The sequence below is a fragment of the Caulobacter sp. genome (assembly GCF_049283275.1).
GTDB lineage: Bacteria > Pseudomonadota > Alphaproteobacteria > Caulobacterales > Caulobacteraceae > Caulobacter.
Genome location: NZ_JBAPVS010000323.1, coordinates 1 through 24,203, shown reverse-complemented (window position 1 = coordinate 24,203; position 24,203 = coordinate 1). Strand labels below are relative to the sequence as shown.

27 protein-coding genes are annotated in these 24,203 nt (G+C 67.5%); 12 read left to right on the top strand and 15 right to left on the bottom strand.

All coding sequences use genetic code 11. The features are described from left to right. The first annotated feature begins 108 nt into the window (after positions 1-108). On the top strand, positions 109-1,086 hold the full coding sequence (locus tag WAL33_RS18305; RefSeq protein ID WP_422183041.1) for an NAD(P)H-dependent flavin oxidoreductase: 978 nt from the start codon (positions 109-111) through the stop codon (positions 1,084-1,086). 14 nt (positions 1,087-1,100) lie between these two features. Here the strand turns inward: WAL33_RS18305 and WAL33_RS18300 are convergent, their stop codons facing one another. Next, the gene (locus WAL33_RS18300; RefSeq protein ID WP_422183039.1) at positions 1,101-1,301 is read right to left on the bottom strand and encodes a hypothetical protein; all 201 of its coding nucleotides are present in this window, start codon (positions 1,299-1,301) and stop codon (positions 1,101-1,103) included. 189 nt (positions 1,302-1,490) lie between these two features. Between WAL33_RS18300 and WAL33_RS18295 the strand changes: the two genes are divergently transcribed. Further along, entirely contained in the window at positions 1,491-3,737 is a 2,247-nt protein-coding gene (locus tag WAL33_RS18295; RefSeq protein WP_422183037.1) for a putative bifunctional diguanylate cyclase/phosphodiesterase, read from the top strand. 142 nt (positions 3,738-3,879) lie between these two features. Beyond that, positions 3,880-4,323: a recombinase family protein gene (locus WAL33_RS18290; RefSeq protein WP_422183035.1), complete on the top strand. Its 444-nt coding sequence runs from the start codon at positions 3,880-3,882 to the stop codon at positions 4,321-4,323. 96 nt (positions 4,324-4,419) lie between these two features. Here the strand turns inward: WAL33_RS18290 and WAL33_RS18285 are convergent, their stop codons facing one another. The 4 genes from WAL33_RS18285 to WAL33_RS18270 all read right to left on the bottom strand — a co-directional run bounded on the left by WAL33_RS18285 (position 4,420) and on the right by WAL33_RS18270 (position 7,769). After that, on the bottom strand, positions 4,420-5,442 hold the full coding sequence (locus WAL33_RS18285; RefSeq protein WP_422183033.1) for a beta-eliminating lyase-related protein: 1,023 nt from the start codon (positions 5,440-5,442) through the stop codon (positions 4,420-4,422). Positions 5,443-5,449: 7 nt separating this feature from the next. After that, complete coding sequence (locus tag WAL33_RS18280) at positions 5,450-5,854, bottom strand: GFA family protein (protein ID WP_422183032.1); 405 nt, start codon at positions 5,852-5,854, stop codon at positions 5,450-5,452. A 161-nt stretch (positions 5,855-6,015) separates the two neighbouring features. After that, the gene (locus WAL33_RS18275) at positions 6,016-7,107 is read right to left on the bottom strand and encodes a Zn-dependent alcohol dehydrogenase (protein ID WP_422183030.1); all 1,092 of its coding nucleotides are present in this window, start codon (positions 7,105-7,107) and stop codon (positions 6,016-6,018) included. A 191-nt stretch (positions 7,108-7,298) separates the two neighbouring features. Continuing rightward, on the bottom strand, positions 7,299-7,769 hold the full coding sequence (locus WAL33_RS18270) for a chemotaxis protein CheW (RefSeq protein ID WP_422183028.1): 471 nt from the start codon (positions 7,767-7,769) through the stop codon (positions 7,299-7,301). Positions 7,770-7,993: 224 nt separating this feature from the next. Between WAL33_RS18270 and WAL33_RS18265 the strand changes: the two genes are divergently transcribed. Then, the gene (locus tag WAL33_RS18265) at positions 7,994-8,401 is read left to right on the top strand and encodes a hypothetical protein (protein ID WP_422183026.1); all 408 of its coding nucleotides are present in this window, start codon (positions 7,994-7,996) and stop codon (positions 8,399-8,401) included. Between the two features lie 138 nt (positions 8,402-8,539). On the opposite strand, the gene WAL33_RS18260 is transcribed toward WAL33_RS18265, so the two are convergent. Next, a complete protein-coding gene (locus WAL33_RS18260) occupies positions 8,540-9,340 on the bottom strand; it encodes an inositol monophosphatase family protein (RefSeq protein ID WP_422183025.1) in 801 nt (266 codons plus the stop codon). A gap of 256 nt (positions 9,341-9,596) precedes the next feature. Here WAL33_RS18260 and WAL33_RS18255 point away from each other — a divergent pair, with 256 nt between their 5' ends. Both WAL33_RS18255 and WAL33_RS18250 read left to right on the top strand, forming a co-directional pair. Then, positions 9,597-9,989, top strand: coding sequence for a hypothetical protein (locus tag WAL33_RS18255; RefSeq protein WP_422183023.1), 393 nt, complete (start codon positions 9,597-9,599; stop codon positions 9,987-9,989). Then, positions 9,986-10,840: a sigma-70 family RNA polymerase sigma factor gene (locus WAL33_RS18250; protein ID WP_422183021.1), complete on the top strand. Its 855-nt coding sequence runs from the start codon at positions 9,986-9,988 to the stop codon at positions 10,838-10,840. The genes WAL33_RS18255 and WAL33_RS18250 overlap by 4 nt, the downstream gene beginning before the upstream one ends. 27 nt (positions 10,841-10,867) lie before the next feature. On the opposite strand, the gene WAL33_RS18245 is transcribed toward WAL33_RS18250, so the two are convergent. From WAL33_RS18245 to WAL33_RS18235, 3 genes are all read right to left on the bottom strand, one after another. Then, a complete protein-coding gene (locus tag WAL33_RS18245) occupies positions 10,868-11,689 on the bottom strand; it encodes a TIGR00282 family metallophosphoesterase (protein WP_422183020.1) in 822 nt (273 codons plus the stop codon). Between the two features lie 5 nt (positions 11,690-11,694). Beyond that, positions 11,695-12,294: a 5-formyltetrahydrofolate cyclo-ligase gene (locus WAL33_RS18240; protein WP_422183018.1), complete on the bottom strand. Its 600-nt coding sequence runs from the start codon at positions 12,292-12,294 to the stop codon at positions 11,695-11,697. Positions 12,295-12,660: 366 nt separating this feature from the next. After that, positions 12,661-13,101, bottom strand: a complete 441-nt coding sequence (locus WAL33_RS18235) for a MarR family winged helix-turn-helix transcriptional regulator (RefSeq protein ID WP_422183016.1) — start codon at positions 13,099-13,101, stop codon at positions 12,661-12,663. 74 nt (positions 13,102-13,175) lie between these two features. Between WAL33_RS18235 and WAL33_RS18230 the strand changes: the two genes are divergently transcribed. Further along, the gene (locus WAL33_RS18230; RefSeq protein WP_422183014.1) at positions 13,176-14,297 is read left to right on the top strand and encodes a PLP-dependent aminotransferase family protein; all 1,122 of its coding nucleotides are present in this window, start codon (positions 13,176-13,178) and stop codon (positions 14,295-14,297) included. Positions 14,298-14,363: 66 nt separating this feature from the next. On the opposite strand, the gene WAL33_RS18225 is transcribed toward WAL33_RS18230, so the two are convergent. From WAL33_RS18225 to WAL33_RS18215, 3 genes are all read right to left on the bottom strand, one after another. Beyond that, entirely contained in the window at positions 14,364-15,326 is a 963-nt protein-coding gene (locus tag WAL33_RS18225; protein ID WP_422183012.1) for a hypothetical protein, read from the bottom strand. Between the two features lie 160 nt (positions 15,327-15,486). Further along, entirely contained in the window at positions 15,487-15,813 is a 327-nt protein-coding gene (locus WAL33_RS18220; protein WP_422183010.1) for a cell division protein ZapA, read from the bottom strand. Positions 15,814-15,816: 3 nt separating this feature from the next. Continuing rightward, positions 15,817-16,257 carry a hypothetical protein gene (locus tag WAL33_RS18215; RefSeq protein WP_422183008.1) on the bottom strand — a complete coding sequence of 147 codons (441 nt, stop codon included), beginning with the start codon at positions 16,255-16,257 and terminating at the stop codon, positions 15,817-15,819. A gap of 229 nt (positions 16,258-16,486) precedes the next feature. Between WAL33_RS18215 and gap the strand changes: the two genes are divergently transcribed. The 4 genes from gap (at position 16,487) to fba (ending at position 20,358) form a co-directional block, all read left to right on the top strand. After that, on the top strand, positions 16,487-17,494 hold the full coding sequence (gap, locus tag WAL33_RS18210) for a type I glyceraldehyde-3-phosphate dehydrogenase (protein WP_422183006.1): 1,008 nt from the start codon (positions 16,487-16,489) through the stop codon (positions 17,492-17,494). 64 nt (positions 17,495-17,558) lie between these two features. Further along, on the top strand, positions 17,559-17,939 hold the full coding sequence (locus WAL33_RS18205; protein ID WP_422183004.1) for a hypothetical protein: 381 nt from the start codon (positions 17,559-17,561) through the stop codon (positions 17,937-17,939). 12 nt (positions 17,940-17,951) lie between these two features. Continuing rightward, a complete protein-coding gene (locus WAL33_RS18200; protein ID WP_422183002.1) occupies positions 17,952-19,142 on the top strand; it encodes a phosphoglycerate kinase in 1,191 nt (396 codons plus the stop codon). A 124-nt stretch (positions 19,143-19,266) separates the two neighbouring features. After that, positions 19,267-20,358: a class II fructose-bisphosphate aldolase gene (gene fba, locus WAL33_RS18195; RefSeq protein ID WP_422183000.1), complete on the top strand. Its 1,092-nt coding sequence runs from the start codon at positions 19,267-19,269 to the stop codon at positions 20,356-20,358. An 87-nt stretch (positions 20,359-20,445) separates the two neighbouring features. Here the strand turns inward: fba and WAL33_RS18190 are convergent, their stop codons facing one another. The 3 genes from WAL33_RS18190 to WAL33_RS18180 all read right to left on the bottom strand — a co-directional run bounded on the left by WAL33_RS18190 (position 20,446) and on the right by WAL33_RS18180 (position 23,659). Continuing rightward, positions 20,446-21,912 (bottom strand): hypothetical protein, encoded by a 1,467-nt coding sequence (locus WAL33_RS18190; RefSeq protein WP_422182998.1) that lies wholly within the window; start codon positions 21,910-21,912, stop codon positions 20,446-20,448. Positions 21,913-21,989: 77 nt separating this feature from the next. Then, the gene (locus tag WAL33_RS18185) at positions 21,990-23,033 is read right to left on the bottom strand and encodes a lysine-2,3-aminomutase-like protein (RefSeq protein WP_422182996.1); all 1,044 of its coding nucleotides are present in this window, start codon (positions 23,031-23,033) and stop codon (positions 21,990-21,992) included. 200 nt (positions 23,034-23,233) lie between these two features. After that, positions 23,234-23,659 carry a helix-turn-helix domain-containing protein gene (locus WAL33_RS18180; protein WP_422182994.1) on the bottom strand — a complete coding sequence of 142 codons (426 nt, stop codon included), beginning with the start codon at positions 23,657-23,659 and terminating at the stop codon, positions 23,234-23,236. 69 nt (positions 23,660-23,728) lie between these two features. Here WAL33_RS18180 and WAL33_RS18175 point away from each other — a divergent pair. Then, a partial coding sequence (locus tag WAL33_RS18175; RefSeq protein WP_422182992.1) for a class I SAM-dependent methyltransferase occupies positions 23,729-24,203 on the top strand: 475 nt, incomplete at its 3' end.

The window sequence follows — 24,203 nt, the reverse complement described above, 5'->3', positions numbered from 1 at the left end:
TCCCCCTCTGGGGGAGCTGTCGCGAAGCGACTGAGGGGGTCTTTCTCCTCTTGCCTCTCCCCAACGTCACCCCGCCATACTCCTTCGAAACTCAGAGGGAGCACGCCCGTGGCCATCAAGACCCGCTTCACCGAAATGTTCGGCGTCGAGCATCCGATCGCCCAGGGCGGCATGCAGTGGGTGGGCACCGCGCCGCTGGTCAGCGCCGTGGCCAACGCCGGCGCCTTGGGCTTCCTGACCGCCCTGACCCAGCCGACGCCCGAGGCGCTGACCCAGGAGATCGCCCGCACCCGCGAGCTGACCGACAAGCCGTTCGGCGTCAACCTGACCATCCTGCCGGCCATCAAGCCGCCGCCCTACGCCGAGTACCGGGCGGCGATCATCGAGGCGGGGATCAAGATCGTCGAGACCGCGGGCTACAAGCCCCAGGAGCATGTCGACGAGTTCAAGGCCCACGGCGTCAAGGTGATCCACAAGTGCACCGCCGTCCGCCACGCCCTGTCGGCCGAGCGGATGGGCGTGGACGCCATCAGCATCGACGGCTTCGAATGCGCCGGCCATCCGGGCGAGGACGACATCCCGGGCCTGATCCTGATCCCGGTGGCGGCGTCGAAGGTGAAGATCCCGATGATCGCCTCGGGCGGGTTCGGCGATGCGCGGGGGCTGGTGGCGGCCCTGGCCCTGGGCGCCGACGGCGTCAACATGGGCACCCGCTTCTGCGCCACCCAGGAGGCGCCGATCCACGACAACTTCAAGCAACAGATGGTCGCCAACGACGAGCGCGCCACCGACCTGATCTTCCGCACCCTGCACAACACCGCCCGCGTGGCCAGGAACGCGATCAGCCAGCAGGTGGTCGCCATCGAGCGGGCCGGCGGGGCCAGGTTCGAGGACGTGGCCGATCTGGTGAAGGGCGCGCGCGGCCGCGAGGGCCTGCTCAGCGGCGACACCGACCACGGCGTCTGGTCGGCCGGCATGGTCCAGGGCCTGATCCACGACGTGCCGACGGTGCGCGAGCTGATCGACCGGATCGTGTCTGAGGCCGAGGAGATCATCCGCGGGCGGCTGGCGGGGATGGTGGGGTAGGCCCGGCTTGCCGCCTAGTCCACCTCATCGTCTCTCAATAGCCGGTCGAGATCTTCCGGCGCGAGCTTCTTGATCGCCGCTTCCTGCTTGCGGTCGTAGTCCCGATCGTTGGGCTCCTGCCGCTTCTGCTTCGGACGAGCGTACTGTCGAACGAAACGCGCCAGATCCGCTGCCTGACGCGCGATCTTCTCGTCCCGGTTCAACTTCTTGGACATGTGGTTAAGCTTAGCAGCAAATCCTTGGGTGCAAAGCGCTAGCTGATCGCGAAACTCGTCACGGTAAACGCCTCCGCAAACACTGTGACAGCCCCACGAATATTTCATGAAATAGCAACGCTTTGGTCCCCGGATTAGCCACTCGTTAGCCGAGAAATGGTTCCTCCACCCGCGAGTGGAGGCGTATCTATGTTCACCTTGCGAGACACCGTTTCTTCTCTGGTTCCGGCCCGCGCCGGCACTCTGGGCAAGACGCTGTACGAGCGGTTTCGCGAGGAGCCCGACACGCTGATCGTACCGGTGCTCGACGCCGACGATCGGCCGATCGGCCTGGTCGAGCGCAACGCCTTCTTCCTGCGCATGGCCGCCGAGTACGGCCGCGCCCTCTACGCCCTGCGGCCGATCTCGGTGCTGATGGACAAGGACCCGCTGGTGGTCGAGGCCGACGTCGAGCTGGCGGCCTTCACCAGCGACAGCCTGTCGTACCGGGCCAGCGACCTGCTGCGCGGCTTCATCGTCACCGACGGCGGGCGCTATATCGGCGTCGGCACCGTGCTGGGCCTGCTTCAGGCCGCCAACGAGACCAACCGCCGGGGCGTCGAGGCCCTGGCCGCGGCGAAGGCCGCCGCCGAACAGGCCCGCACCTTCATGACCGCGGTGGTCGAGGCCATCCCCTCGATGGTGTTCGTCAAGCGGGCCGACGACCACTCCTACGTGCTGCTGAATCGGGCCGGCGAGAAGATCCTGGGCCACGCCCGCGCCGACATGATCGGCCGCACCGACGCCGACTTCTACCCAGCCGAACAGGCGGCGATCTACAAGGAGCGCGACGCCGAGGTGATCTCGTCGGGCGAGGTGCGGGTGATCGAGGAGGACCACGTGCCGCGCAAGGACGGCTCGCTGGCCGTGCTGCGCACCAAGAAGATCGCCATTCCCGGTCCCGACGGCGCGGCCGAATACCTGCTGGGCGTCTCCGAAGACATCGCCGAGCGCAAGCGGGCCGAGGCCCAGATCGCCCGCCTGGCCCACTATGATCCGCTTACGGGCCTTCCCAACCGCCTGCTGTTCCAGAAGGACCTGTCGGCCGCCCTGAGCCGCGCGGCGCGGCGCGAGGATCTGGTGGCGGTGCACTGCATCGACCTGGACCGCTTCAAGACCGTCAACGACACCCTGGGCCATCCGATCGGCGACGCGCTGCTGAAGACCGCCGCCGACCGCCTTCGGGCCTGCGCGCGCGAGGGCGACACCGTCGCCCGCCTGGGCGGCGACGAGTTCGCGGTGGTCCAGTGCGGCCTGCCCGATCTGTCCAGCGCCACACGCCTGGCGGGCCGCATCGTCGAGGCCTTGGCCGAGACTTTCGACCTGCAGGGCCACCAGGTGATGATCGGCGGCAGCGTCGGGGTCGCGGTGTCGCCCAACGACGGGGCCGACAGCGACGAGCTGCTGAAGAAGGCCGACATGGCCCTCTATCGCGCCAAGGCCGACGGGCGCGGGGCGTTCCACTTCTTCGAGCGGGCCATGGACGAGGCCCTGCAGGCCCGCCGGGCCCTGGAGCTGGATCTGCGCCTGGCCTTGGCCGAGGGGCAGTTCGAGCTCTACTACCAGCCGCTGTTCAACCTGGGCGCCGACAAGGTGATGGGCTGCGAGGCCCTGCTGCGCTGGAACCATCCGACGCGCGGCATGGTCTCGCCGGGCGACTTCATCCCCATCGCCGAGGAGATCGGCCTGATCAATCCGCTGGGCGAGTGGGTGCTGCGCGAGGCTTGCCGCGAGGCGGCCGGCTGGCCCCAGCACGTGCGCCTGGCCGTGAACCTGTCGCCGGCCCAGTTCCGCGACAAGCACCTGGTCGGCACCGTGGTCTCGGCCCTGGCGGCCTCGGGCCTGCCGGCCGAGCGGCTGGAGCTGGAGATCACCGAGTCGGTGCTGCTGCAGGACAGCGTCGGCAACATGTCGATCCTGCACGACCTGAAGGCCCTGGGCGTGCGGATCTCGATGGACGATTTCGGCACCGGCTATTCGTCGCTGAGCTATCTGCGCAGCTTCCCGTTCGACAAGATCAAGATCGACCAGACCTTCGTGCGCGACATCCTCGACGACGCCGACGCCCTGGCGATCATCAAGGCCGTGCTCGACCTGGGCGCCAGCCTGGGCATCACGACGACGGCCGAGGGCGTGGAGTCGGTGGAGCAGCTGGACGAGCTGCGCCGCCAGGGCTGCGGCGAGATCCAGGGTTATTTCATCAGCCGCCCCAAGCCGGCGGCCGAGATCGCGGCGATGCTGGGGGTCACCGTCCAGAGCGCCAGCAAGGCGTCCCTGCTCGCCTTCTCCCAGCCTGTCGAAACCTTCTCCCATAGGGAGAAGGAGGGGCCCGCGCCGCAGGCGTGGGAGGATGAGGGGGTTTTGAGCCCGACGGCGCGTCGGCAGGGTGCTGAGTGAAACCGTCGACGGTGTAACCCCTCACCCTCCCAAGCTTCGCTTGGGTCCCTCCCTCTCCCTCTGGGAGAGGGCTTCAAAGATATCCCCCACCTTTGCGCCGTCGCCCCTAGCCTCGCGCCTCCGCCTTTGCGACACACCGATCATGCGCATGGTCGGCTATCTCAGAGTTCCGCCCGTCAGGGGCGTGGTGATCGACGGGCCGCAGTCGCAACGGCTGTTCGAGGCCGGCTGCGACCAGCTGTTCCACGACCGCTGCTACGGCCTGGCCGTGCACAAGCCGGGCCTGGATCAGGCCCTGGCGGTGCTGAAGCCCGGCGACGTGCTGGCGGTGATCAACCTGCACGCCTTCGCCGCCCACCTGGTCGACCTGCTGGAGGTTCTGGCGCGGTTCGAGGCGGCGGAGATCCACCTGCTGACCTTGGCCGAGGGCATAGACACCCGCGCGCCGGGCGGCTTTTTCACCGCCTGCGCCCAACTGGCCCGCTTCCACGACCAGCGCCGCATGGTGCGCACCGCCGAGGAAAAGATCGTACGGGATGGGCCGAGGCGGGAAGACCCGATGCAGGAAGCGGCGGTCGAGGAGTAGCGCTGTCGGGGACATGCCCTTGCGGCGTGTCCCCATCCGCTAGCGCCGAGCCAAGATTTGGGGACACGCCGCAAGGGCGTGTCCCCGTCCCGTGAATTAGGCCACCGCCTTCAGCGCCTCGCCCAGTTCCTCGACCATTTCCGGCGTCGTGGCCCAGGAGCACATGAAGCGCGCCGTGCCGTCCAGGAAGCGGTAGACGAACCAGCCCCGCTCGCGCAGCCGCTCCAGGGCCGCGTCGTCCATGTCGACGAACAGGCCGTTGGCCTCGACCGGGTGGCGCAGGGGGAAGGGCATCAGGGCGGCCAGCTTCCGGGCCATGGCGTTGGCGTGGGCCGCCCGCGCCGCCCAAGGTCCGCCGTCGTCTCCCTCGCCCAGCAGGCCCAGCCACGGCGCGGCCAGGAAGCGGCCCTTGGAGACCAACTGGCCGGCGTGCTTGAGGCGGGCGTCCAGGCGGCGAGCCAGGGCCTTGTTCAGGAACACCACGGCCTCGGTCGGGGTCGAGCCGGCCTTGGTGCCGCCGATCACCAGGATGTCGACGCCGATCGTCGCCACCCGCTTGAGGTCGAAGCCCGCCGCCACGGCGTTGGCCAGGCGCGCGCCGTCCAGGTGCACGCCGTAACCCTTGGCCTTCACCGGAGCGATCAGGGCGGCCAGGTCGTCGGCGGAATAGACCGTGCCGTATTCGGTGGCGTTGGTCAGGGACAGGGCGGCGGCCGGCTGGCGGTACGAGACGTCCGGCTCGTTCAGGGCCAGCTCCAGCCCCGGCAAGGCGATCTTGCCCGAAGCGCCCGGCAGGCCGATCAGGCCCACGCCCTGGCCGAAGAAGCCCGGCGCGCCGGTCTCGTCGGTGCAGATATGGGCGTGCTCGTGGGCCAGCACCGCCTCGTGCGGCTGAGCCAGGCACGTCAGGGCGAAGGCGTTGGCGGCCGTGCCCGAGGCGGTGAACCGCACCTCGGCGTCGGCGTCCAGCAGGGCGCGGATGCGGTCGGCGGCCGCGGCGCTGACATGGTCGGTCCCGTAGCCCGACGCCGTGCCGGCGTTGGCGGCGACGATCGCCTCGATGACTTCCGGCATGGCGCCGGCGACGTTGTCGGAAGCGAAGTCGTAGCGGGCGGCCATGCGGTCCTCAGCGGGGCGGATTTTCCGGGAAGGCCATGCGGCCAGGCTCGATGCGATGCCACGGCTGGGCCTCGCTCGTCCAGAGATGGATGGCCGGCTCCAGGATCGACGGGTCATCCAGGCTGCCGGCCTTGACCGGATGGAAGGGGAAGTCGCCCTCCGACCACAGGGGCGAGCCGCAGTCGCCGCAGAACACCTGGACCACCTCGCCGCCGCTGCCGCTCTTGCGGACGTAGCGCCGGGGCTCGCCCTTGGTGACCGTGAAGCCCGCCTTGGGGGCCAGGGCCACCGAGTTGGGGCCGCCGCCGGTCGCGTACTGGCACTGCCGGCAATGGCAGACGCCCGAGCCCATCAGCTCGCCCTCGATCCGGTAGCGGATCGCGCAGCACTGGCAGCCGCCTTCGATGCTCATGGTGGTTCCTCCCTTGGGGTGGGCCTCGGCGGGCCGTTGGGGGGAGAGTGCACCAGAACAGTCGCTCAGCGAACCTCTTGGGCTCCCCCCCGGTTGTCATCCCGGACAAGCGCCGCGCGCATTCCGGGATGACAACTTTCTTGGCGTTGGAGGCGTCAGCCTCAGTCAAACACGATCACCGACCGCGCCAGCTCGCCGCGCTTCAGCTCGTCGAACGCCGAGTTGACCTCCTCCAGCTTGATGCGGCGCGAGATCAGGTCGTCCAGCTTCAGCTTGCCGGCCATATAGGCGTCGACCAGGCGGGGCATGTCGACCGGGAAGCGGTTGGAGCCCATGTAGCTGCCCTGGATCTTTCGCTCGCCCAGGAAGTCGGGGCCGTGCAGCTCGATCATGGTGCCCACCGGGATCATGCCGATGATGTTGGCCGTGCCGCCCCGGCGCAGCATCTTGAACGACTGCTCGGCGGTGGCCTTCAGGCCGATGGCCTCGAAACTGTGGTGGACGCCGCCGCCGGTCATCTCGATCACCTGCTTGACTGTGTCGTCCGAGGCCTGGATCACGTCGGTGGCGCCGAATTGCTTGGCCAGCTCCAGCTTGGACGGCACGCGGTCGATGGCGATGATCCGGCCGGCCCCGGCCATGGCCGCGCCGTTGATGGTGGCCAGGCCCACCCCGCCGCAGCCGATCACGGCCACGGTCTCGCCCGGACGGACGCTGGAGGTGTGGATCACCGCCCCCACCCCGGTCATCACCGAGCAGCCGATCAGGGCGGCGCGGTCGAACGGCATGTCCTTGCGGATGGCGACGCAGGCGTGCTCGTGCACCAGCATCATCTCGGCGAACGACGACAGGTTCAGGAACTGGGCCATCTTGGAGGGACCCGACAGGTCTTCCTTGAACAGCCGCGGCTCCTCGGTCTTGGAGCGGCGGGTTTCCGGGCTGATGCACAGGTTCATATGCCCGGTCAGGCACACCTCGCAGTGACCGCAATAGGGGTTGAGGCAGGTGATCACGTGGTCGCCGACCTTGACGGTGCGGACCTCGGACCCGACCGCCTCGACGATGCCGGCGCTCTCGTGGCCCAGCACGGCGGGCAGGGGGTGAGGGTAGGAGCCTTCGATGAAGTGCAGGTCGGAATGGCAGACGCCGGCGGCCTTGGTGCGGATCAGCACCTCGCGCGGACCCGGCTTGCCGATCGAGACGGTCTCGATCTGAAGCGGCTGACCCACTTCGCGCAGTACGGCGGCCTTCATCGGCGATCTCCCTTGTTGTTGCGGGAGACCCTAGCGGGAGGCGTGGGGCGGAAGGAAGGGGCTATTGAAACAAATGTTTGGAAACGTGCGTGTCCTCGTCCTTCGACAAGCTCAGGATGAGGACAAACCACGCACGGCGCTTGAATTCATCCTCATCCTGAGCTTGTCGAAGGACGAGGATGCAGCGGGGTCTAGGCCGCCAGCTGGATCTTGCGCTCGGGCAGGATGGCGTCGACCGCCAGCAGCACGATCATCGCCGCTTCGGTGGTGATCACCGCCGAGACCAGGTTGGAGGTGATGTCCTCGCCCAGGGGCGGGGGCGGGCTGATGGCGTCGGCCGAGACGATGAAGCTGTCGCAGACCGCGTCGACCAGCAGGCCGGCGACGTCGTCATGGTGCTCGACCACGATGATCACCTGGCGGGCGCTGTCGGCGGCCACGCCCTTGCCCAGGCGTTCGGACAGGTCGATGACCGGCATCACCTGACCGCGCAGATTGATCACGCCGCGCACATAGGGCGGCGCGTCCGGCAACGGGGTCGCCGGGGTGACGCCGCGGATTTCGCGGACCGCGCCCACCGGCACGCAATAGGTCTGGGTGCCGACTTCAAACGACAGGATCTGCAGATCCTCGCCTGCCGCATAAGCCACGTTCCTGGACATCGCCTGGTCGCCTTCAAGCTTGGCGTCGCCCGTTCTGGGCGCCGTCTTGGCCTCACCCTCGCGCGGAAAGGTGAATAAATCGGCCTTCTTTCAACGATTTGAGTCGGACGGCGGCTACTGAAGCTGACGGCTCCGTTCAGCCTGCGTTCAGCCGCCGGGGCGGAACATGATCCCAAGATGGAGACGGACCTGTCGGGACGCCCCTCCAGAGAGGACACTGTGTCATGAACCGTAGACTGAAGACCTTCATCGGCCATGCGACCGCAGGTGTCGCCGCCCTGGCCATGGTCGCCGGCGCGACCGCCGCCTCGGCCCAGAGCTACCGCCACGGCGGCGGCTATTACGGCCACGGCCGCCATCACAACGACAACGACGTGGGCGTCGCCATCGCGGGCGGCATCGTCGGTCTGGCCCTTGGCGCGGCGATCGCCGGCAACAACAACCACGGCCCGCGCTACAGCAGCGGCTACGGCTATGACTACGCCCCGCCGCCGCCCCCGCCGCGCTACTATGGCGGCTACGGCTACGCCCGGCCCTACGGGTACGGCTACGGCCGGGGCAGCGACTGCTGGACCACCCGCGAATACGACCGCTATCGCGGCACGATGTACGAGCGGACCGTCTGCCGCTGACGGTCGGCCGATCCAGAAACGAAAACGCCCCGGGTGCGAGCCCGGGGCGTTTTTGTTTGAGCTCACACGTACGCCCCCTTGGCCGTCGTTTCCGCCACAAGGGCGGGAATGACGGCTGATAGAGTAGAGCGGCTTTATCTAGCCCTGGGCCGCCAGCAGCCGCTCCAGCACCAGCGCATGCAGTTCCTGATTGGTGGCCAGGATCGAGGCGCCTTCGATCGGATTGCCATGCTCCTCGATCGTGGAGACCTTGCCGCCGCTCTCGGTGACCATCAGCACGCCGGCCGCCACGTCCCAGGGCTTCAGGTTGCGCTCCCAGTAGCCGTCGAACCGGCCGGCCGCGACCCAGGCCAGGTCCAGCGAGGCCGAACCGAAGCGGCGCACGCCGGCGACCTTCTGGCTGATCTGATGCAGCTCCTTCAGGAAGGTGGCGTGGCCGGGCTTGCCCAGGAACGGCACGCCGGTGGCCAGGACGCTTTCGTCCAGGTGACGACGGGCCGCCACGCGCAGCCGCTTCTCGGCGCCCAGATAGGCGCCCTTGCCCTTTTCGACCCAAAACAGGTCGTTGGTGATGGGGTTGTAGGTGACGCCGGCCACGACCTCGCCCTCGCGCTGCAGGGCGATGTTGACCGCGAAGTGCGGGATGCCGTGCAGGAAGTTGGTGGTGCCGTCCAGCGGGTCGACGATCCAGGTGTGGGTCTTGTCGGTGCCCTCGATCATGCCGCGCTCCTCGCCGAGGAAGCCGTAGCCGGGGCGGGCCTTTTCCAGGATCTCGAAGATCACCTGCTCGGCCTTCTGGTCGGCGGCGGTGACGAAGTCGGCGGGGCCCTTCTTGGACACCTGCAGCTCGGTGACTTCGCCGAAGTCGCGGGCCAGGCCGCGGGCTGCTTTGCGCGCAGCGTCGATCATCACGTTCAGAAGGGCGGAAGCGGTGGCCAAGGCAGGTGTTCCTCATAGTTCCCCCTGCGCAGCGTCCCCTCCTTGGTGAAAAGGGCGGGTGACGGCGGGGGATATGCGTGCGGGCGGATAGAAAGATCGGGAAAGTGGGCGCGATACCTAGTCGCCTGGGCCGCCGAAAGCAAGGCGAGGGGATTTTGAACAGCCCGGATTTTGGGGAGGGGCAGGTAAATTCGACCAGCCATGTCACATTCGCGCGGGCCGCCTCGTCCTGTCTCCAAAGAGGGAGACCGTGACGATGCGTTGGGTGAAATGGATCCTGCCGACGATCCTGGCGATCAACGGCGCGGTGATGCTGCTGGCCCCGGCCTGGTGGTATCCGCGCGTGCCCGGCGTGATCGAGGCGGGCGCCTACAACGACCATTTCGTGCGCGACATCGGGGCGGCGTTCCTGGCCTGCGCTCTGGCCATGGCCTGGGCGGTGAAGGACCCGGCGCGCGGCCTGGGCGCGGCGGCGGCCTCGGCGGCCTTCCTGTGCCTGCACGCCGCCATCCATCTGATCACCCCGTTCTGCGGGACGTCCCTGCCGTGGCCGCTGCTGCTGCGCGACGTCCCGGGCGTGTTCCTGCCGGCGATCATCAGCCTGCTGGTGGTGCGTTCGTGCTTTCGGCGCCAAAAGGTCAGGGCATGAGCGATCAGGATCTGATCTTCGAGGACCGGCGCGGGGCCATGACGGGCCTGGCCTATCGCATGCTCGGCTCGCGGGCCGACGCCGAGGACGTGGTGCAGGACGCCTGGCTCCGCTGGCGCGGCGTCGAGGCCGACGAGGTCGCCAACCCGGCCGGTTTCCTCAACAAGGTGGTGACCCGTCTGTGCCTGGACCGACTGAAGTCGGCCCGCGCCCGGCGCGAGGTCTATGTCGGCGAGTGGCTGCCCGAACCGGTGGTCGATGAGGACCATGACGACCTGGGCGAGGACCTGTCGGTGGCCTTCCTGCTGGCCCTGGAGCGGCTGACCCCGCTGGAGCGCGCCGCCTTCCTGCTGCACGACGTGTTCGAGGCCCCGTTCGCCGAGGTCGCCAAGACCCTGGGCCGCAGCGAGGCGGCCTGCCGGCAACTGGCCGCCCGGGCCCGCGAGCACGTCAAGGCCGGCAAGCCGCGCTACCGCCCCAGCGCCGAGGAGGAGCAGCGCCTGACCGGCGCCTTCCTGGCCGCCACCCTGACCGGCGACGAGAGCGTGCTGCGCGGGATCCTGGCCCAGGACGTCGTCATGCACTCCGACGGCGGCGGCATCGCCAAGGCGACGCTGAACCCGGTGTTCGGCTTGGAGAAGGCTGTCCGGTTGGTGCTGGGCCTGAAGAAGAAGTTCCCCGCGCCCGAGGGAACGACCGCCCGCCTGGCGCGGATCAACGGCGCCCCCGGCCTGGTGCTCAGTCACGACGGCGTAGTGTTCCAGACCATGGGCCTGGAGATCGTCGACGGCCGCATCGCGGCGGTCTACACGATGCGCAATCCGGACAAGCTGGCGCGGCTGAATTCGTAGAAACCCTCTCCCGGAGGGGAGAGGATTTTAAACCGCCGGCACAGTTTCCTTCAGCCGCCCGCCGACGCGGATCGGCTCGACGCGGACCGCCAGGCCCGTGCGGTCGTCGGTCTCGACGAACACGCCGCAGACCGTGGCCGGGCCCGAGGCGGGGGTGTAGCGGCCGCCGCTGATCTTGGTGGTGAACCGCCGCAGCGGCTCTTCCTTCTGGTTGCCGATCACGCTGTCATAGTCGGCGCAGGCCCCGGCGTCGGTCTGGTAGGCGGTGCCGCCGGGCAGGATCTGGGCGTCGGCGGTCGGCACGTGGGTGTGGGTGCCCACGACCAGCGAGGCGCGGCCGTCGCAGTAGTGGCCCATGGCCATCTTCTCGGAGGTGGCTTCGCAGTGCATGTCGACCACCACCGCGTCGGCCACCTGGCCCAGCGGGGCCTTGTCCAGCTCGCGGTCGGCGGCGGCGAACGGGTCGTCCATGGCGTCCATGTGCACCCGGCCCAGCAGGTTGATGACCATGATGGTCCGGCCGCCCTCGGTCTGGAACAGGTGGCTGCCCTTGCCCGGTGCGTCCGACAGGATCGGATAGTTGGCCGGTCTTATCAGTCTGGGTTCTCGGACAATGTAGGTCAGGGCCTCGCGCTGGTCCCAGCTGTGGTTGCCCAGGGTCAGGCAGTCGGCCCCGGCCTCGAACAGCTCGCGCGCGGTGTTCTCGGTGATCCCGAAGCCGGCGGCGGCGTTCTCGGCGTTGATGATCACGAACTCGAGCCCGAGTTGGCGACGCAGGGCGGGCAGGTGGTCGGCCAGGCCGTCGCGGCCCGACTTGCCGACCACGTCGCCGAAGAAAGCAAAACGCATGAAATTCAGTCCTCTTGGACGGCGATATACTCGCTTTCCGTCAGGATGGCGTCCAATCGTTGGTCGTGCGGCTCATCGGGCAGGCCCTGTGTCTCCTGTCCCACATAGGCCAGGCCCAGCATGAGCACCGGCCCGCGGGCCCGCAGGACCTCCAGCGCCCGGTCATAATAGCCCCCGCCCTGGCCCAGGCGTCGGCCCTGGCGGTCGAAAGCCAGCAGGGGCGTGACCACCAGGTCCGGCTGCAGCGCCGGGCTGGACGGGTCGGGGGCGTTCAGGCCGATCTGGTCGTAGACCAGCGGGTCGCCGGGCGTCCATTGGCGGAAGACCATTTGGCCGTCGTCACTCTCGACGCTGGGCAGGGCCAGGGTCCAGCCCTGTTCGACCAGCCAGTCGGCCAGGTGACGGGTCTCGACTTCCGAGCCCAGACAGAGATAGAGGGCCGCGACCTTGCCCTTCGGGTCGGGGAACAGCCGGGCCAGCGGCTCGCGGGCGACGTCGACGACCTTCCAGCCGGCCTCGGGATGTTCGAGGGCCAGCTCCTTGCGGCGATTGCGCACGAACACGCGCAGGGCGGTCTTGGCGGCGGCGGGATCAATGATGACCATGCCGCTATATGAGGGAAGGTGGCGGCGCCGTGAAGAACCGTGAAGACGTTTCAATCCGCTCGAACCTGTTAGTTACAGGTGGGCCCCGTGTTCCCGCAGCCACGGCCACGGGAGGGAACAGGTCCCGATAGAGAGATTAAGGTCCCTGGGAATAGAAATCTTCGACGAGGGCCACAGCAGACCCGCCGTTGGAGAAGATAGGCGTTCGGGGGGCGTAACGCCAGTGGGCGTTTGTCGCACTTGCCCCCTACGGGTCGCTTCGCGACCCTCTTCCCCCATAGGGGGAAGAGGAGCGGTGCGCGTCCCTCCGCCCCCTATGGGGGCGGACAGGCGGCGAAACCGCCAGGTGGGGGCAAGTGAGTGAGCCTACCCCTTCACCAGTTCCCCCATCACCACGCTCCACCCCCGCTCCGCCTCCGGCCCCGCCCGGTCGAAGGCCGCCCGCAGATGCCGGGTCTGGGCTTGGGTGAGTTCGGCTTCCAGCTTCTGGCCTTGGGGGGTCAGGCGCAGGTTCTTGACCCGGCGGTCCTGCACGCCGGCCTCGGCCCCGACCAGGCCCATCTCCATCAGCTGGCGCAGCGGCGCGTTCAGGGCCTGCTTGCTGACGGCCAGCAGGTCGAGCAGGCCGCGCACCGACACGTCGGGCCGACGGCCAATGAAATAGAGGATGCGGTGGTGAACCCGCCCCAGCCCGCGCTTTTCCAGAATGCGGTCGGCGCGGTCGGTAAAGCCGCGATAGGCGAAATAGAATTGCTCGATCTCATCGTGCAGATCGTCTGACGGGGCAGGATTATCCAGGTCAACCATATTGACACAATAGGCGCCGCCGTCTCATTGTGTCGATAGGTCAAGATGATTGACGCTATTGGAAGGGATCGGCGATGGCGCGCCTGTCGATGCGAAGTGCGGACATCAAGCCCTCGCCGGTGCGCGACATGCTCAACGTGTCGCTGCGCCCGGGCATGATCTCGTTCGCCGGCGGCCTGCCGTCGCCCGAGACCTTCGCGGGCCTGGACCTGCCCCCGCCGCCGCGCGACCTGCTGCAATACGGCCCCACAGAGGGCGAGCCGGCCCTGCGCGCCAAGATCGCCGAGGACCTGGCCGCCCTGGGCCTGGACACCTGCGCCGACCGGGTGGTGGTGCTGTCCGGCTCGCAGCAAGGCATCGACCTGGCCGCCAAGCTGGTGATCGACGCCGGCACGAGCCTGGCCGTGGAGTCGCCCGCCTACCTGGCCGCCCTGCAGGTGTTCCGGTTCTATGGCGCGCGGTTCGAGATCATCGACAGGTCGAACCCCGGCGCCGGCTGGGCCGAGACCCCGCCGTCCATGGCCTACGTCATCCCGACCTTCCAGAACCCGTCCGGCCATTGCTGGACCGCGGCCGAGCGCCAGGCGATGGCCCGGGCATGCCAGGCCAACGACGTGATCCTGTTCGAGGACGATCCCTATCGCGACCTGGTCTATGAGCCCTGCGACCGCACGCCGGTCTGCGCCGGCATGACGGGCGGCTCGTGGATCTATCAGGGTTCGTTCTCCAAGACCGTCGCGCCGGGCCTGCGCCTGGGCTACCTGACCGCGTCGCCCGACCTGTTCCCGCTGCTGGTCCAGCTGAAGCAGGCGGCCGACCTGCACACCAACCGGCTGAGCCAGTGGATGGTGCTGCAATATCTGAACGACCCCGGCCGCGCCGAGCGGATGGCCCAAGTTTCCGCCCTCTACCGCCGCAAGCGCGACGCCTTCGCCGACGCCCTGACCCGGCATCTGGGCAACAAGGCGTCATGGTCGCTGCCGCCGGGCGGGCTGTTCTTCTGGCTGACGCTGGGCGACGCGGTCGACGTCGAGGCGCTGCTGAAACGCTGCGTCGAGCGCGGCGTGCTGTTCACCCCCGGCAGCCACTTCCTGGCCGAGGGCGGCGCCAGCTCCACGATCCGCCTGAACTTCAGCCTGGCCGAACCCGAAGCGGCCGAGCGCGGGCTGGCGGTGATCGCGGAGGTGTTGTGTTAGATCAAAAATCGATCGCCATAGGCTCCAGCGAATTTCGTCGCCCCCATCGTGCATCCAGGCACACGGTTATTGGTGCGCCTCTCCTTTCCCCGCTCTCAATCCACAGTGGAGACGACCTCTGACTCTGATTGTCATTTCGTCGATCTGAACGCCCATTGGCTTTCCCCACAATGTCCATCCGGACATCTGCAGTTTTGCACCAGAAGGCCCCGCCAGAATGTCGCTCCGCGTCGTTTCTTTACGTCGAGTGAGATGTGGTGTGGCTTCCATGGAATTGTCGTTGAAATTCACTTTCATACTGTAATTCAATTCTCTATCTGGATCTGGACCCACATCATCCGGCGTTAAACCAAAAACGCCACGCGCTAATACTTCAACATTATCAGGCGTAGCGGAGATTATTTCAGGATCTGGGGTGCAATGATTTCCAGATTTCAGATCATCGCCCGTAAAAATAAAAGTCTCTAAATCAAATCCACTACGACCTGGAATCCATCCGCTCCCGACACCCTCGAAGTCGAGCTGGTCGACACGCAAAACACACCCGTCGTGCACGCGAGGCCCTAAGTTCAGAGCCGGCGTCCTGAAGTGACAGTATTCGCCACCTTGATATACTGCTTTTCTACTTACAACAAAACTTTCTCTGGTGTTTATATATTCAAATTTATAGGTCTCATCGAAATTTGCGGCGATCCGATCAAGAGCGAACGCCGGATGAGTGAGATGCCACAGGCCCGAGCCGAGACTTAAAGTCAGCGCCACGGCCACGCCCACCATTTTCCTCTTTAGGGCGCCGCCAATCGATCTCGCGACTAAGAACCACCACACGGCCGGCGCACCAACTACCGACGTCCAGAACAGGCTGACCGGCACCTGGGGAATGGTCACGGGCGTGCCGCCTAGCGACCAGACCGTTCTTCCTCCGAGATAGGGCGCTATCGTCAATGCCGCCAAGAAAGCCAGCATGATGGTCAACGCGGAATCGGGGATCTTCCGCGCGGCGAGCCACTCAAGCAGATTCATATGCATCGGCGTCGCCGGTGCTTGGCTCGCTCCAGCTTCTCGTCGACGCCTCTGTGCGGATTTCTTTTGGTACATTTTGCATGTTTTACGATAGTGACCGTTGATTCACTATCAAAAGATGCGCATGCACTTCTGGTCTTCAGAGCATCAGAGCTCTGAATTTCGCCTACTCCTGAACCAGCGCCTCGATCTTCTCGGAGGCCGCGTCCAGGGCCTTGATGGCGCGGACCTCGACGCGGGTCTGTTCGGTCTGCAGGCGGGCCAGTTCCGATTGGGCGTGGGCCAGGCGCAGCTTCAGGTCCGACAGCTCGTCGGCCAGCAGCAGGGCGCCCATCAGGAACAGGCGCGTCTCGCCCAGCTGGCCGACGTCCTGGCTGACCTGGCGGACCTGGCGGTCGAACAGGCGGGCGATTTCCAAGAGGTGGGCTTCCTGCCCGTCCTCGCAGCCGACGGTGTAGGGGCGGCCGTTCACCTGGATGGTCAGTTGGGCCATGGCTCAGGCCTCCCTTTCCGTGATGCCCCCCGGGGGAGCCTCGTCTTCGTCGCCGAACAGGTCGGCGGCTTCAGGGCCTTCGTCGCCGAGGTCTTCCTCGTCGTCGTGCACGCCTTCGGTGATCAGGCTCTCGTCGCCTAGGGCGGCGCGGATCTCGGCGATGGCGCGGCCGAGGGCCTCGGACGCCTGCTCGCCGGCTTCTTCCAGAGCCTTCTCGCGGGCGCGGGCGGCCTCGAGATCGAGGGCCAGACGCGCGGCCTTCGACTCGGCCTCGACGTCGAACAGGCCCGGATCGCCCGAGGCGGCGGAGGCCGCCGAAGCGGCGGCCGAGAACGCGGCCAGACGCGCGGTGCGCTCGGCCGTGATCTTCTGTTCCAGCTGGCTGACGGCGCGCTCCAGGCGGCGCGCGGCCAGTTCGAGGGCGTTCCCTTCGCCCGGGGTCATCGGCATCGTCCAAACTTCATGCGGCGCAACATATAGATCACCGTCGGCTTCGCCACCCGCCATGGCGACAATTGGGCGATGAAACCGCGCGGATAACAATAGGTCATCCATTGTGAGCGCTCGCGGAGGTTTCTTGGGGTTGACTTCCCCGCCCCGCACCGCAAAACGCGCTGCAAAATCAAGGTAACGTCGGTCGCCTCGGCCGAACGCTCGTTAGGAGAAAGACCTCATGGCCATTCGCGTCGCCATCAACGGCTTCGGCCGGATCGGACGTCTCGTCCTGCGTTCCATCGCCGAGCACGCGCGCCGCGACATCGAGGTCGTCGCCATCAACGACCTGGGTCCCGTCGAGACCAACGCCCACCTGCTGCGCTATGACAGCGTCCACGGACGCTTCCCGGGCACGGTGACGTCGGGCGAGGACTGGATCGACGTCGGCATGGGCAAGATCAAGGTCACGGCGATCCGCGACCCCAAGGACCTGCCGCACAAGGAGCTGAACGTGGACATCGCGTTCGAGTGCACGGGCATCTTCACCGCCCGCGACAAGGCCGCCCTGCACCTGGAAGCCGGCGCCAAGCGCGTGCTGGTCTCGGCCCCGGCCGACGGCGCCGACAAGACCATCGTCTACAAGGTCAACCACGAGACCCTGACCGCTGACGACATCGTCGTCTCCAACGGTTCGTGCACCACCAACGCCCTGGCCCCGGTGGCCAAGGTGCTGAACGACCTGGTCGGCATCGAGCGCGGCTACATGACCACGATCCACAGCTACACCGGCGACCAGCCCACGCTGGACACCATGCACAAGGACCTCTACCGCGCCCGCGCCGCGGCCCTGTCCATGATCCCCACCTCGACCGGCGCCGCCAAGGCCCTGGGCCTGGTGCTGCCGGCCCTGAAGGGCAAGCTGGACGGCTCGTCGATCCGCGTCCCGACCCCGAACGTCTCGGTCATCGACCTGAAGGTCGTGCCGTCGCGCGACACCACGGTCGAGGAAGTGAACAACGCCCTGAAGGCCGCCGCCGACGGCGACATGAACGGCGTGCTGTTCACCACCAACGAGCCGCTGGTCTCGTCGGACCTGAACCACATCGCCGCCAGCTCGACGGCCGCCCTGCCCCAGACCCAGGTCATCGAGGGAAAGCTGGTCCGCGTGCTCAGCTGGTACGACAACGAATGGGGCTTCGCGACCCGCATGGCCGACACGGCCCTGGTGATGGCGAAGTTCCTGTAAGACCTAAATAGCCCCCGCCCCTCAAGAGGGCGGGGGTTTTTCTTCACCAGACCTCCGGGGATCGATGTCGACCACCACCGTCCAGACACCGCTGAGAGCTTCCTGGCGCGCTCGCCTCTGGACGTGGGTGGTATCGATCGCCCTGACACTGTCGGCGCTGGGCTGCGCCTTCGGCGGCGTCATGGCGACATGCGATGCGCTGGGTGGCGCCTACGCCCCCGGCCAAGCCATCCCGCCTATCCGGCCTTTGGGTTCCGGCTTTACATACGACCCCCAGCCCATGATGCCGGTCTTCGCCCTCGGTTGGCTCGTCGCCCTGGGGCTGCACGCCTACGCCTCGCGCCGGCGGCGCATGAGCCTTCTCCACATCCTGGTCCCGGCCGGGGTTTTCCTGCTCAGCGCGCTGCTGGCCTTCAGCGGCGCCGACGTCTGCACCTCACTTTGATTGGATAGCGTCATGCCCTTCCGCACCCTCGACACCGCCGATCTCGCCGGCAAGCGCGCCCTGGTCCGGGTGGACTTCAACGTGCCGGTCGATGGCGGGAAGATCACCGACGACACCCGCCTGCGCGCGGCCCTGCCGACCATCCACTATCTGTCGACCAAGGGCGCCAAGGTCATCCTGCTGGCCCACTTCGACCGCCCCAAGGGCAAGGTCGTGCCCGAGATGAGCCTGGCCTTCGTGGCCGAGCCGCTCTCCAAGCTGCTGGAACAGCCGGTGGCCTTCGCCGCCGATTGCGTGGGCCCCAAGGCCAAGGCCGTGATCGACGCCCTGGAGAACGGCGGCGTCGCCCTGCTGGAGAACGTCCGCTTCCACGCCGGCGAGGAAAAGAACGACCCCGATTTCGCCGCCCAGCTGGCCGCCAACGGCGACCTCTATGTCAACGACGCCTTCAGCGCCGCCCACCGCGCCCACGCCTCGACCGAGGCCCTGGCGCGCGCCCTGCCGTCCTATCCGGGCCTGGCCATGCAGCGCGAGTTGGACGCCCTGGACGCCGCCCTGGGCAATCCCAGGAAGCCGGTGCTGGGCATCGTCGGCGGCTCCAAGGTCTCCACCAAGCTGGACCTGCTGCGCAATCTGGTGACCAAGCTCGACTATCTGGCGATCGGCGGCGGCATGGCCAACACCTTCCTGCACGCGGCCAAGATCGATGTCGGCGCCTCGCTGTGCGAAGCCGACATGGCCGACACCGCCTTGCAGATCATCGATCTGGCCGCCGCGGCGGGATGCAAGCTGCTGCTGCCGACCGACGTGGTGGTCGCCCACGAGGTCAAGCCCGGCGTCGCCGCCTACACCCGCAATGTCTACGAGGTGCAGTCCGACGACCGCATCCTGGACGCCGGTCCCGACACCGTCGCCACCCTGCTGGCGGCCATGGACGCCAGCCAGACCCTGATCTGGAACGGCCCTCTGGGCGTTTTTGAAGTGCCGCCGTTCGACGAAGCGACCGTTTCGGCGGCAAAACACGCCGCAAAACTCGCGAAATCGGGTAAGATCGTCGCCGTCGCCGGTGGCGGTGATACCGTGGCGGCCTTGAACCACGCCGGGGTGTCGGGCGATTTCACCTTCGTCTCGACGGCCGGCGGCGCGTTTCTTGAATGGATGGAAGGCAAGACGCTCCCGGGTGTCTCAGCCTTGGAAATCTAGAGAGCGGACCACCGTCGAGACCAAGGAAGCTCGACGTGAACGACCGGGCGAAGAACGCAAAAGCGTCAAAGCCCCAAAAACAAGAAACCACCCAGAACACTCACGCTTGCAGGAGAACACCCACGTGGCGAGGATCACGCTAAGACAGTTGCTGGATCATGCGGCCGAGCATGACTATGCGCTGCCGGCCTTCAACATCAACAATATGGAACAGGGCCTGGCGATCATGGAGGCGGCGGAAGCCGTCAACTCGCCGGTCATCATTCAGGCCTCGCGCGGGGCGCGGAACTACGCCCACGACATCATGCTGGCCAAGATGATCGACGCCCTGGCCGAGATCTACCCCAACATCCCGGTGTGCATGCACCAGGACCACGGCAACGGCCCGGCGACCTGCGCCACGGCGATCCAGTACGGCTTCACCTCGGTGATGATGGACGGTTCGCTGATGGAGGACGCCAAGACCCCCGCCAGCTACGATTACAATGTCGAGGTCACCCGCAAGGTGGTCCAGATGGCCCACGCCTGCGGCGTCTCGGTCGAAGGCGAGCTGGGCGTGCTGGGTTCGCTGGAAAGCGGCATGGGCGAGGCCGAGGACGGCCACGGCTTCGAGGGCGTGCTCAGCCACGACGAGCTGCTGACCGATCCCGACCAGGCGGTCGACTTCGTGCAGCAGACCGGCGTCGACGCCCTGGCCATCGCCATGGGCACCAGCCACGGGGCCTACAAGTTCACGCGCAAGCCGGACGGCGACGTCCTGGCCATGAACGTGATCGAGGAGATCCACCAGCGCCTGCCCAACACCCACCTGGTGATGCACGGCTCGTCCAGCGTTCCGCAGGAGCTGCAGGACATCATCAACCAGTACGGCGGCGCGATCCCGCAGACCTGGGGCGTGCCGGTCGAGGAAATCCAGCGCGGCATCAAGCACGGCGTGCGCAAGGTCAATGTCGACACCGACAACCGCCTGGCCATCACCGGCGCGATCCGCAAGATTCTGGCCGAGCACCCGCACGAGTTCGACCCGCGCGCCTATCTCAAGCCCGCCAAGGAAGCCATGCGCAAGGTCTGCCAGGACCGCTTCGTGCAGTTCGGCTCGGCCGGCCACGCCGACAAGATCAAGGCGCTGCCCACCGCGACCATGGCCAAGCGCTACGCGTCCGGCGAGCTGCACGCCAAGTTCGGCGCGGCGGCGAAGAAGGCCGCGGCGGAGTAGGGCTTTCCGCGTTTGAGAATACGACGAGGCCTTCCAGGGCGACCTGGGAGGCCTTTTTCGTTCGGAGCCGCCAATTGTCCGGACGTCCTAGAAGCCGTAGTTGACGCCCAGGGTCAGGCGGGAATCGTACACCGGCCAGACCGACATCGACGTCCCGTCGACAAAGCGTTTGGAAGCGCGTCCGTCGGCGCCCGGGGCGGTCACATTGCTGACCACCGAAAGGTCGCGGCGTCGTTCCAGCGATACGAACGTGCCGAGAGGCCCCTGGCCGTAGTCGAGCCGAACCCCCAGCCTGCCCGACATCTGGTCGCTGAGGTTCTGGTCGCTGGAATGGGCTTCAGGTCTGCCGATAAAGGTCCAAACGGTCGTGGCCGTCAGGTCCACGACCTCGTAACCCAGTGCGCTCTGGATGGACCAGCGCAAAGGCCAGCCCTGCCGCACCGCGCCGCCGAGCGCACCCGTCAGGCCAAGATAGCCCGCCGGCCCATTCGCTGAACGATAGAAGTCCCTCACGCCGGACGGCACACCGATCTGCTCGTGTTCGTCCAGCGTCCACCAGCCGACCCCCAGTTCGGCGCCCAGGCTGATGTCGAGAGGGCCCAAGGGCGAGCCCGTCTTGAAATCGCGGATCATGCCGAACCTGGCGTCCAGGCGCTGTGAGGTCTGCGATACGGAATCCGAGGTGACGATCTCCTCGCTGACAGCCCCGTTCACCCCGAAGGGCAAATGGTATTGATCGCGCTCAGCCTGGCTGACCTTGTCGTATCGGCAGCCATAGATCGCGGTGATAAATGGGCTAAAGCCGATTCGAGGGCAGCTGTACTGCGTGGGACCTTCCGACGTGACGCGGTAGCCGTCGGCCGGGAATGCGGTGTCGCTGCGCGTTTCCGCGGTGTCGCCGCTCAGGCTGACGGTCCAGCGCCATCCCTCCTGGCCGTAGCCCTGAGGCGCGAAGTCCAACGATACGGTCAGGCCCGATGACCAACCGCGAACATCGGGTCGAGGACCATCCGCGGTCGGACCGGCGGCCGTCGTCTGGAAGACGGAGTTGGTTGTCGTCGGCGCCGGGAAAACGGGCGCGGGGACGGGGGCCGGCGTCGGGGTCGCGCTGAGAGGATAGGTCAGCTGTTGGGTGGTCGTTCCCTGCAGCGTCTGCATGCCGATTCTGGAGGCGGCGCTGGGTTGGCGGTCGGCCCAGTTGCCGCTGGCCTCGAACCGAAAGCGACGGATCTTGGGCTCCTCCCAGGCGGTGGAAGCGACCGCTGTCGAGGCTGGTTGGGGCGAGGCGGGCAAGGCGGCGGCGGGCTGGGGCGCGGCGCTCGCCATCGGGGAGGGCGGGCAGGCGCCCTGCGCTCGCAGCGCCTCGGCCTGGCTTCTGAAGCGCTTGTAGCTCGCCCATTCAGCGTCGCCGGCAGCGCCGACCGCGCCGTGCCGCGACGCCCGCGCCACTTGTTCGGTCGCCGCCTTCATCGCGGCGAAGGCCCGGTCTTCCATCTGGTCGATCGCCGCCGCCCGACTTGCCGGATCGCACGCTTGAACCGCCGCCGGCGGCATGTCCGCGATAAGCATTTCCCGCTCCCTCCCAGAAGGGTCGAGCCGTCGTCTCCGCGAACCGCTCGAACGCCGGGAGCTTACATCGATTTGGGCGGATAGGCGTGCGTCCCGCCGTTCGGGTCCTCGACCCTGCCTTCGACGGCCAGGTAGTCCGGCCCGATCGGCACCTTGCCGTGGCCGTCGGGGATGTCGAGCACGTAGGTCGGCTGGCACAGGCCCGAGAACCGGCCGCGGATGGCGCGCATCAGGGCGCGGCCTTCCTCGACGCTGGTGCGCAGGTGAGCCGTGCCCGGCGCATGGTCGCCGTGGTGCAGGTAGTAGGGCCGGACGCGGTTCTCGACGAAGCCGCGCATCAGGGCGCCCAGGGTCTCGGGATCGTCGTTGACGCCCTTCAACAGCACGGTCTGGCTGAGCATCGGGATGCCCGCGTCAATGATCCGGGCCACGGCGGCGCGGGCCGCGTCGGTCAGCTCGCGGACATGGTTGGCGTGCAGGGCCACATAGACCGTCTTGCCGCCGGCCTTCAGGGCGTCGACCATCTCGTCGGTGACCGCCGCGGGGTCGACCACCGGCACACGGGTGTGGAAGCGCACCACCTTCACGTGGTCGATCCTGGACAAGCGCTCGCCCAGGTCGCGCAGCCGGCGCGGCGACAGCACCAGCGGGTCGCCGCCGGTGACGATCACTTCCCAGATTTCCGGATGGGCGGCGATGTAGGCGAAGGCGGCGTCCAGTTTTTCGGGCGACAGGTTGGCCAGGCCCTCGGGTCCGACCACCTCGCGGCGGAAGCAGAACCGGCAATAGACCGCGCAGGTGTGGGTGGGTTTCAGCAGCACGCGGTCGGGATAGCGATGGACGACCCCTTCGACCGGGCTGTGGACCGCGTCGCCGATCGGGTCGGCGACTTCGCCGGGGCTTTCCAGGAGCTCGGCCTCGCTGGGCGCGAACTGGCGGGCGATCGGGTCGCTCTCGTTGGCCGGATCGATCAGGTCGGCCATGTCCGGGGTGATCGCCACGGCGTACCGGGCCGCCACGGCCTCGAGCGCCGACAGTCGTTCCGGCGCGATCAGGCCGGCCTCGGCGAGGGCGGCGGCGCTGCGAAGGGTGCGGGCGGCGGTCATGAGGCGCGGGATATGGCCGATTAGGGCGTCGGGAGCAATGCGGCGGGCTAGGGCGGATCGATATTCAACGCCGTGCGTGGTCCTCGTCCTTCGACAAGCTCAGGATGAGGACCATTGTACGGGCCGTGCAGTAGAAAACCTCATCCTGAGCTTGTCGAAGGACGGGGTTTTCGCCCCAGGGGAGCGGACGTCGATCCGCCTTAGCCGAGGTCCTCGGCGAAGGTTCGCCGCCGGGTCTCAACCGCGCCCCTCAGCAGCCGGCGGAAGGTCGGGCATTCCATGTGGCTGGGGGCGGGACAGGCCGCGGCGTGGCGCAGGCCGTCGCGCAGGGCGGCGAGGCGACGGATGGTCCGGTCCAGGTCGTCGGCCTTGGCCGAGAGCTGGGCGCGGTCGAGGCTGGGTCGGCCCGCCGCATCGACCATGCCGGCGATCTCGTCCAGCGAAAAGCCGGCGGTCTGGGCCAGGGCGATCAGCGACAGGCGCTCCAGCACGCCGGCCTCGAACAGGCGCTTCAGCCCCCGCCGGCCGACCGAGGCGATCAGGCCTTTTTCCTCGTAGTGGCGGAGCCTGGAGGCGGCCATGCCGGTCGCCCGGGCCACCTGCGCGATGTCGAGAAGTTTCACCATTGACCTCAAGTCGACTTGAAGTCGTAGCCTCGTCGATAGCCCATGTTGAAGCAAGGAGGACCGCGCGTGATGCAACCCAACCAGGCCCAGGCCGAACTCTGGAACAACCAGGCCGGCCACAACTGGGTCGAGCAGAACGCCATGCTCGACAGCCTGTTCAAGCCTTTCGAGCGCCTGTTGGTGGACGCTGTCGGAGCGTATGGCGGGCGCGAGGTGCTCGACGTCGGCTGCGGCGCCGGCGCGACCAGCTTCGCCGTGGCGCGGGCCCTGAAGGGACAAGGTCGCTGCACCGGCGCCGACCTGTCCGCGCCGCTGATCGACCTGGCGCGGCGCAAGGCCGCCCAGATGGCCGTCGACAATGTCGACTTCGTGGTCGCCGACGCCCAGCAGCACGACTTCCAGCCCACGACCTTCGATGCGGTGATCTCGCGGTTCGGGGTGATGTTCTTCGACGACCCGATCGGCGCCTTCGCAAATCTGCGCCGGACGTCGCGAGCGAACGCCGGCCTGGCCTGCATCGTCTGGCGCGGGGCCGGGGAGAACC

Coding starts and splice junctions, on each gene's coding strand:
- WAL33_RS18300 (WP_422183039.1), bottom strand. CDS start 1,301: ATGTCCAAGAAGTTGAACCGGGACGAGAAGATCGCGCGTCAGGCAGCG.
- WAL33_RS18295 (WP_422183037.1), top strand. CDS start 1,491: ATGTTCACCTTGCGAGACACCGTTTCTTCTCTGGTTCCGGCCCGCGCC.
- WAL33_RS18290 (WP_422183035.1), top strand. CDS start 3,880: ATGCGCATGGTCGGCTATCTCAGAGTTCCGCCCGTCAGGGGCGTGGTG.
- WAL33_RS18285 (WP_422183033.1), bottom strand. CDS start 5,442: ATGGCCGCCCGCTACGACTTCGCTTCCGACAACGTCGCCGGCGCCATG.
- WAL33_RS18280 (WP_422183032.1), bottom strand. CDS start 5,854: ATGAGCATCGAAGGCGGCTGCCAGTGCTGCGCGATCCGCTACCGGATC.
- WAL33_RS18275 (WP_422183030.1), bottom strand. CDS start 7,107: ATGAAGGCCGCCGTACTGCGCGAAGTGGGTCAGCCGCTTCAGATCGAG.
- WAL33_RS18270 (WP_422183028.1), bottom strand. CDS start 7,769: ATGTCCAGGAACGTGGCTTATGCGGCAGGCGAGGATCTGCAGATCCTG.
- WAL33_RS18265 (WP_422183026.1), top strand. CDS start 7,994: ATGAACCGTAGACTGAAGACCTTCATCGGCCATGCGACCGCAGGTGTC.
- WAL33_RS18255 (WP_422183023.1), top strand. CDS start 9,597: ATGCGTTGGGTGAAATGGATCCTGCCGACGATCCTGGCGATCAACGGC.
- WAL33_RS18250 (WP_422183021.1), top strand. CDS start 9,986: ATGAGCGATCAGGATCTGATCTTCGAGGACCGGCGCGGGGCCATGACG.
- WAL33_RS18245 (WP_422183020.1), bottom strand. CDS start 11,689: ATGCGTTTTGCTTTCTTCGGCGACGTGGTCGGCAAGTCGGGCCGCGAC.
- WAL33_RS18240 (WP_422183018.1), bottom strand. CDS start 12,294: ATGGTCATCATTGATCCCGCCGCCGCCAAGACCGCCCTGCGCGTGTTC.
- WAL33_RS18235 (WP_422183016.1), bottom strand. CDS start 13,101: ATGGTTGACCTGGATAATCCTGCCCCGTCAGACGATCTGCACGATGAG.
- WAL33_RS18230 (WP_422183014.1), top strand. CDS start 13,176: ATGGCGCGCCTGTCGATGCGAAGTGCGGACATCAAGCCCTCGCCGGTG.
- WAL33_RS18225 (WP_422183012.1), bottom strand. CDS start 15,326: ATGCATATGAATCTGCTTGAGTGGCTCGCCGCGCGGAAGATCCCCGAT.
- WAL33_RS18220 (WP_422183010.1), bottom strand. CDS start 15,813: ATGGCCCAACTGACCATCCAGGTGAACGGCCGCCCCTACACCGTCGGC.
- WAL33_RS18215 (WP_422183008.1), bottom strand. CDS start 16,257: ATGACCCCGGGCGAAGGGAACGCCCTCGAACTGGCCGCGCGCCGCCTG.
- gap (WP_422183006.1), top strand. CDS start 16,487: ATGGCCATTCGCGTCGCCATCAACGGCTTCGGCCGGATCGGACGTCTC.
- WAL33_RS18205 (WP_422183004.1), top strand. CDS start 17,559: ATGTCGACCACCACCGTCCAGACACCGCTGAGAGCTTCCTGGCGCGCT.
- WAL33_RS18200 (WP_422183002.1), top strand. CDS start 17,952: ATGCCCTTCCGCACCCTCGACACCGCCGATCTCGCCGGCAAGCGCGCC.
- WAL33_RS18190 (WP_422182998.1), bottom strand. CDS start 21,912: ATGCCGCCGGCGGCGGTTCAAGCGTGCGATCCGGCAAGTCGGGCGGCG.
- WAL33_RS18185 (WP_422182996.1), bottom strand. CDS start 23,033: ATGACCGCCGCCCGCACCCTTCGCAGCGCCGCCGCCCTCGCCGAGGCC.
- WAL33_RS18180 (WP_422182994.1), bottom strand. CDS start 23,659: ATGGTGAAACTTCTCGACATCGCGCAGGTGGCCCGGGCGACCGGCATG.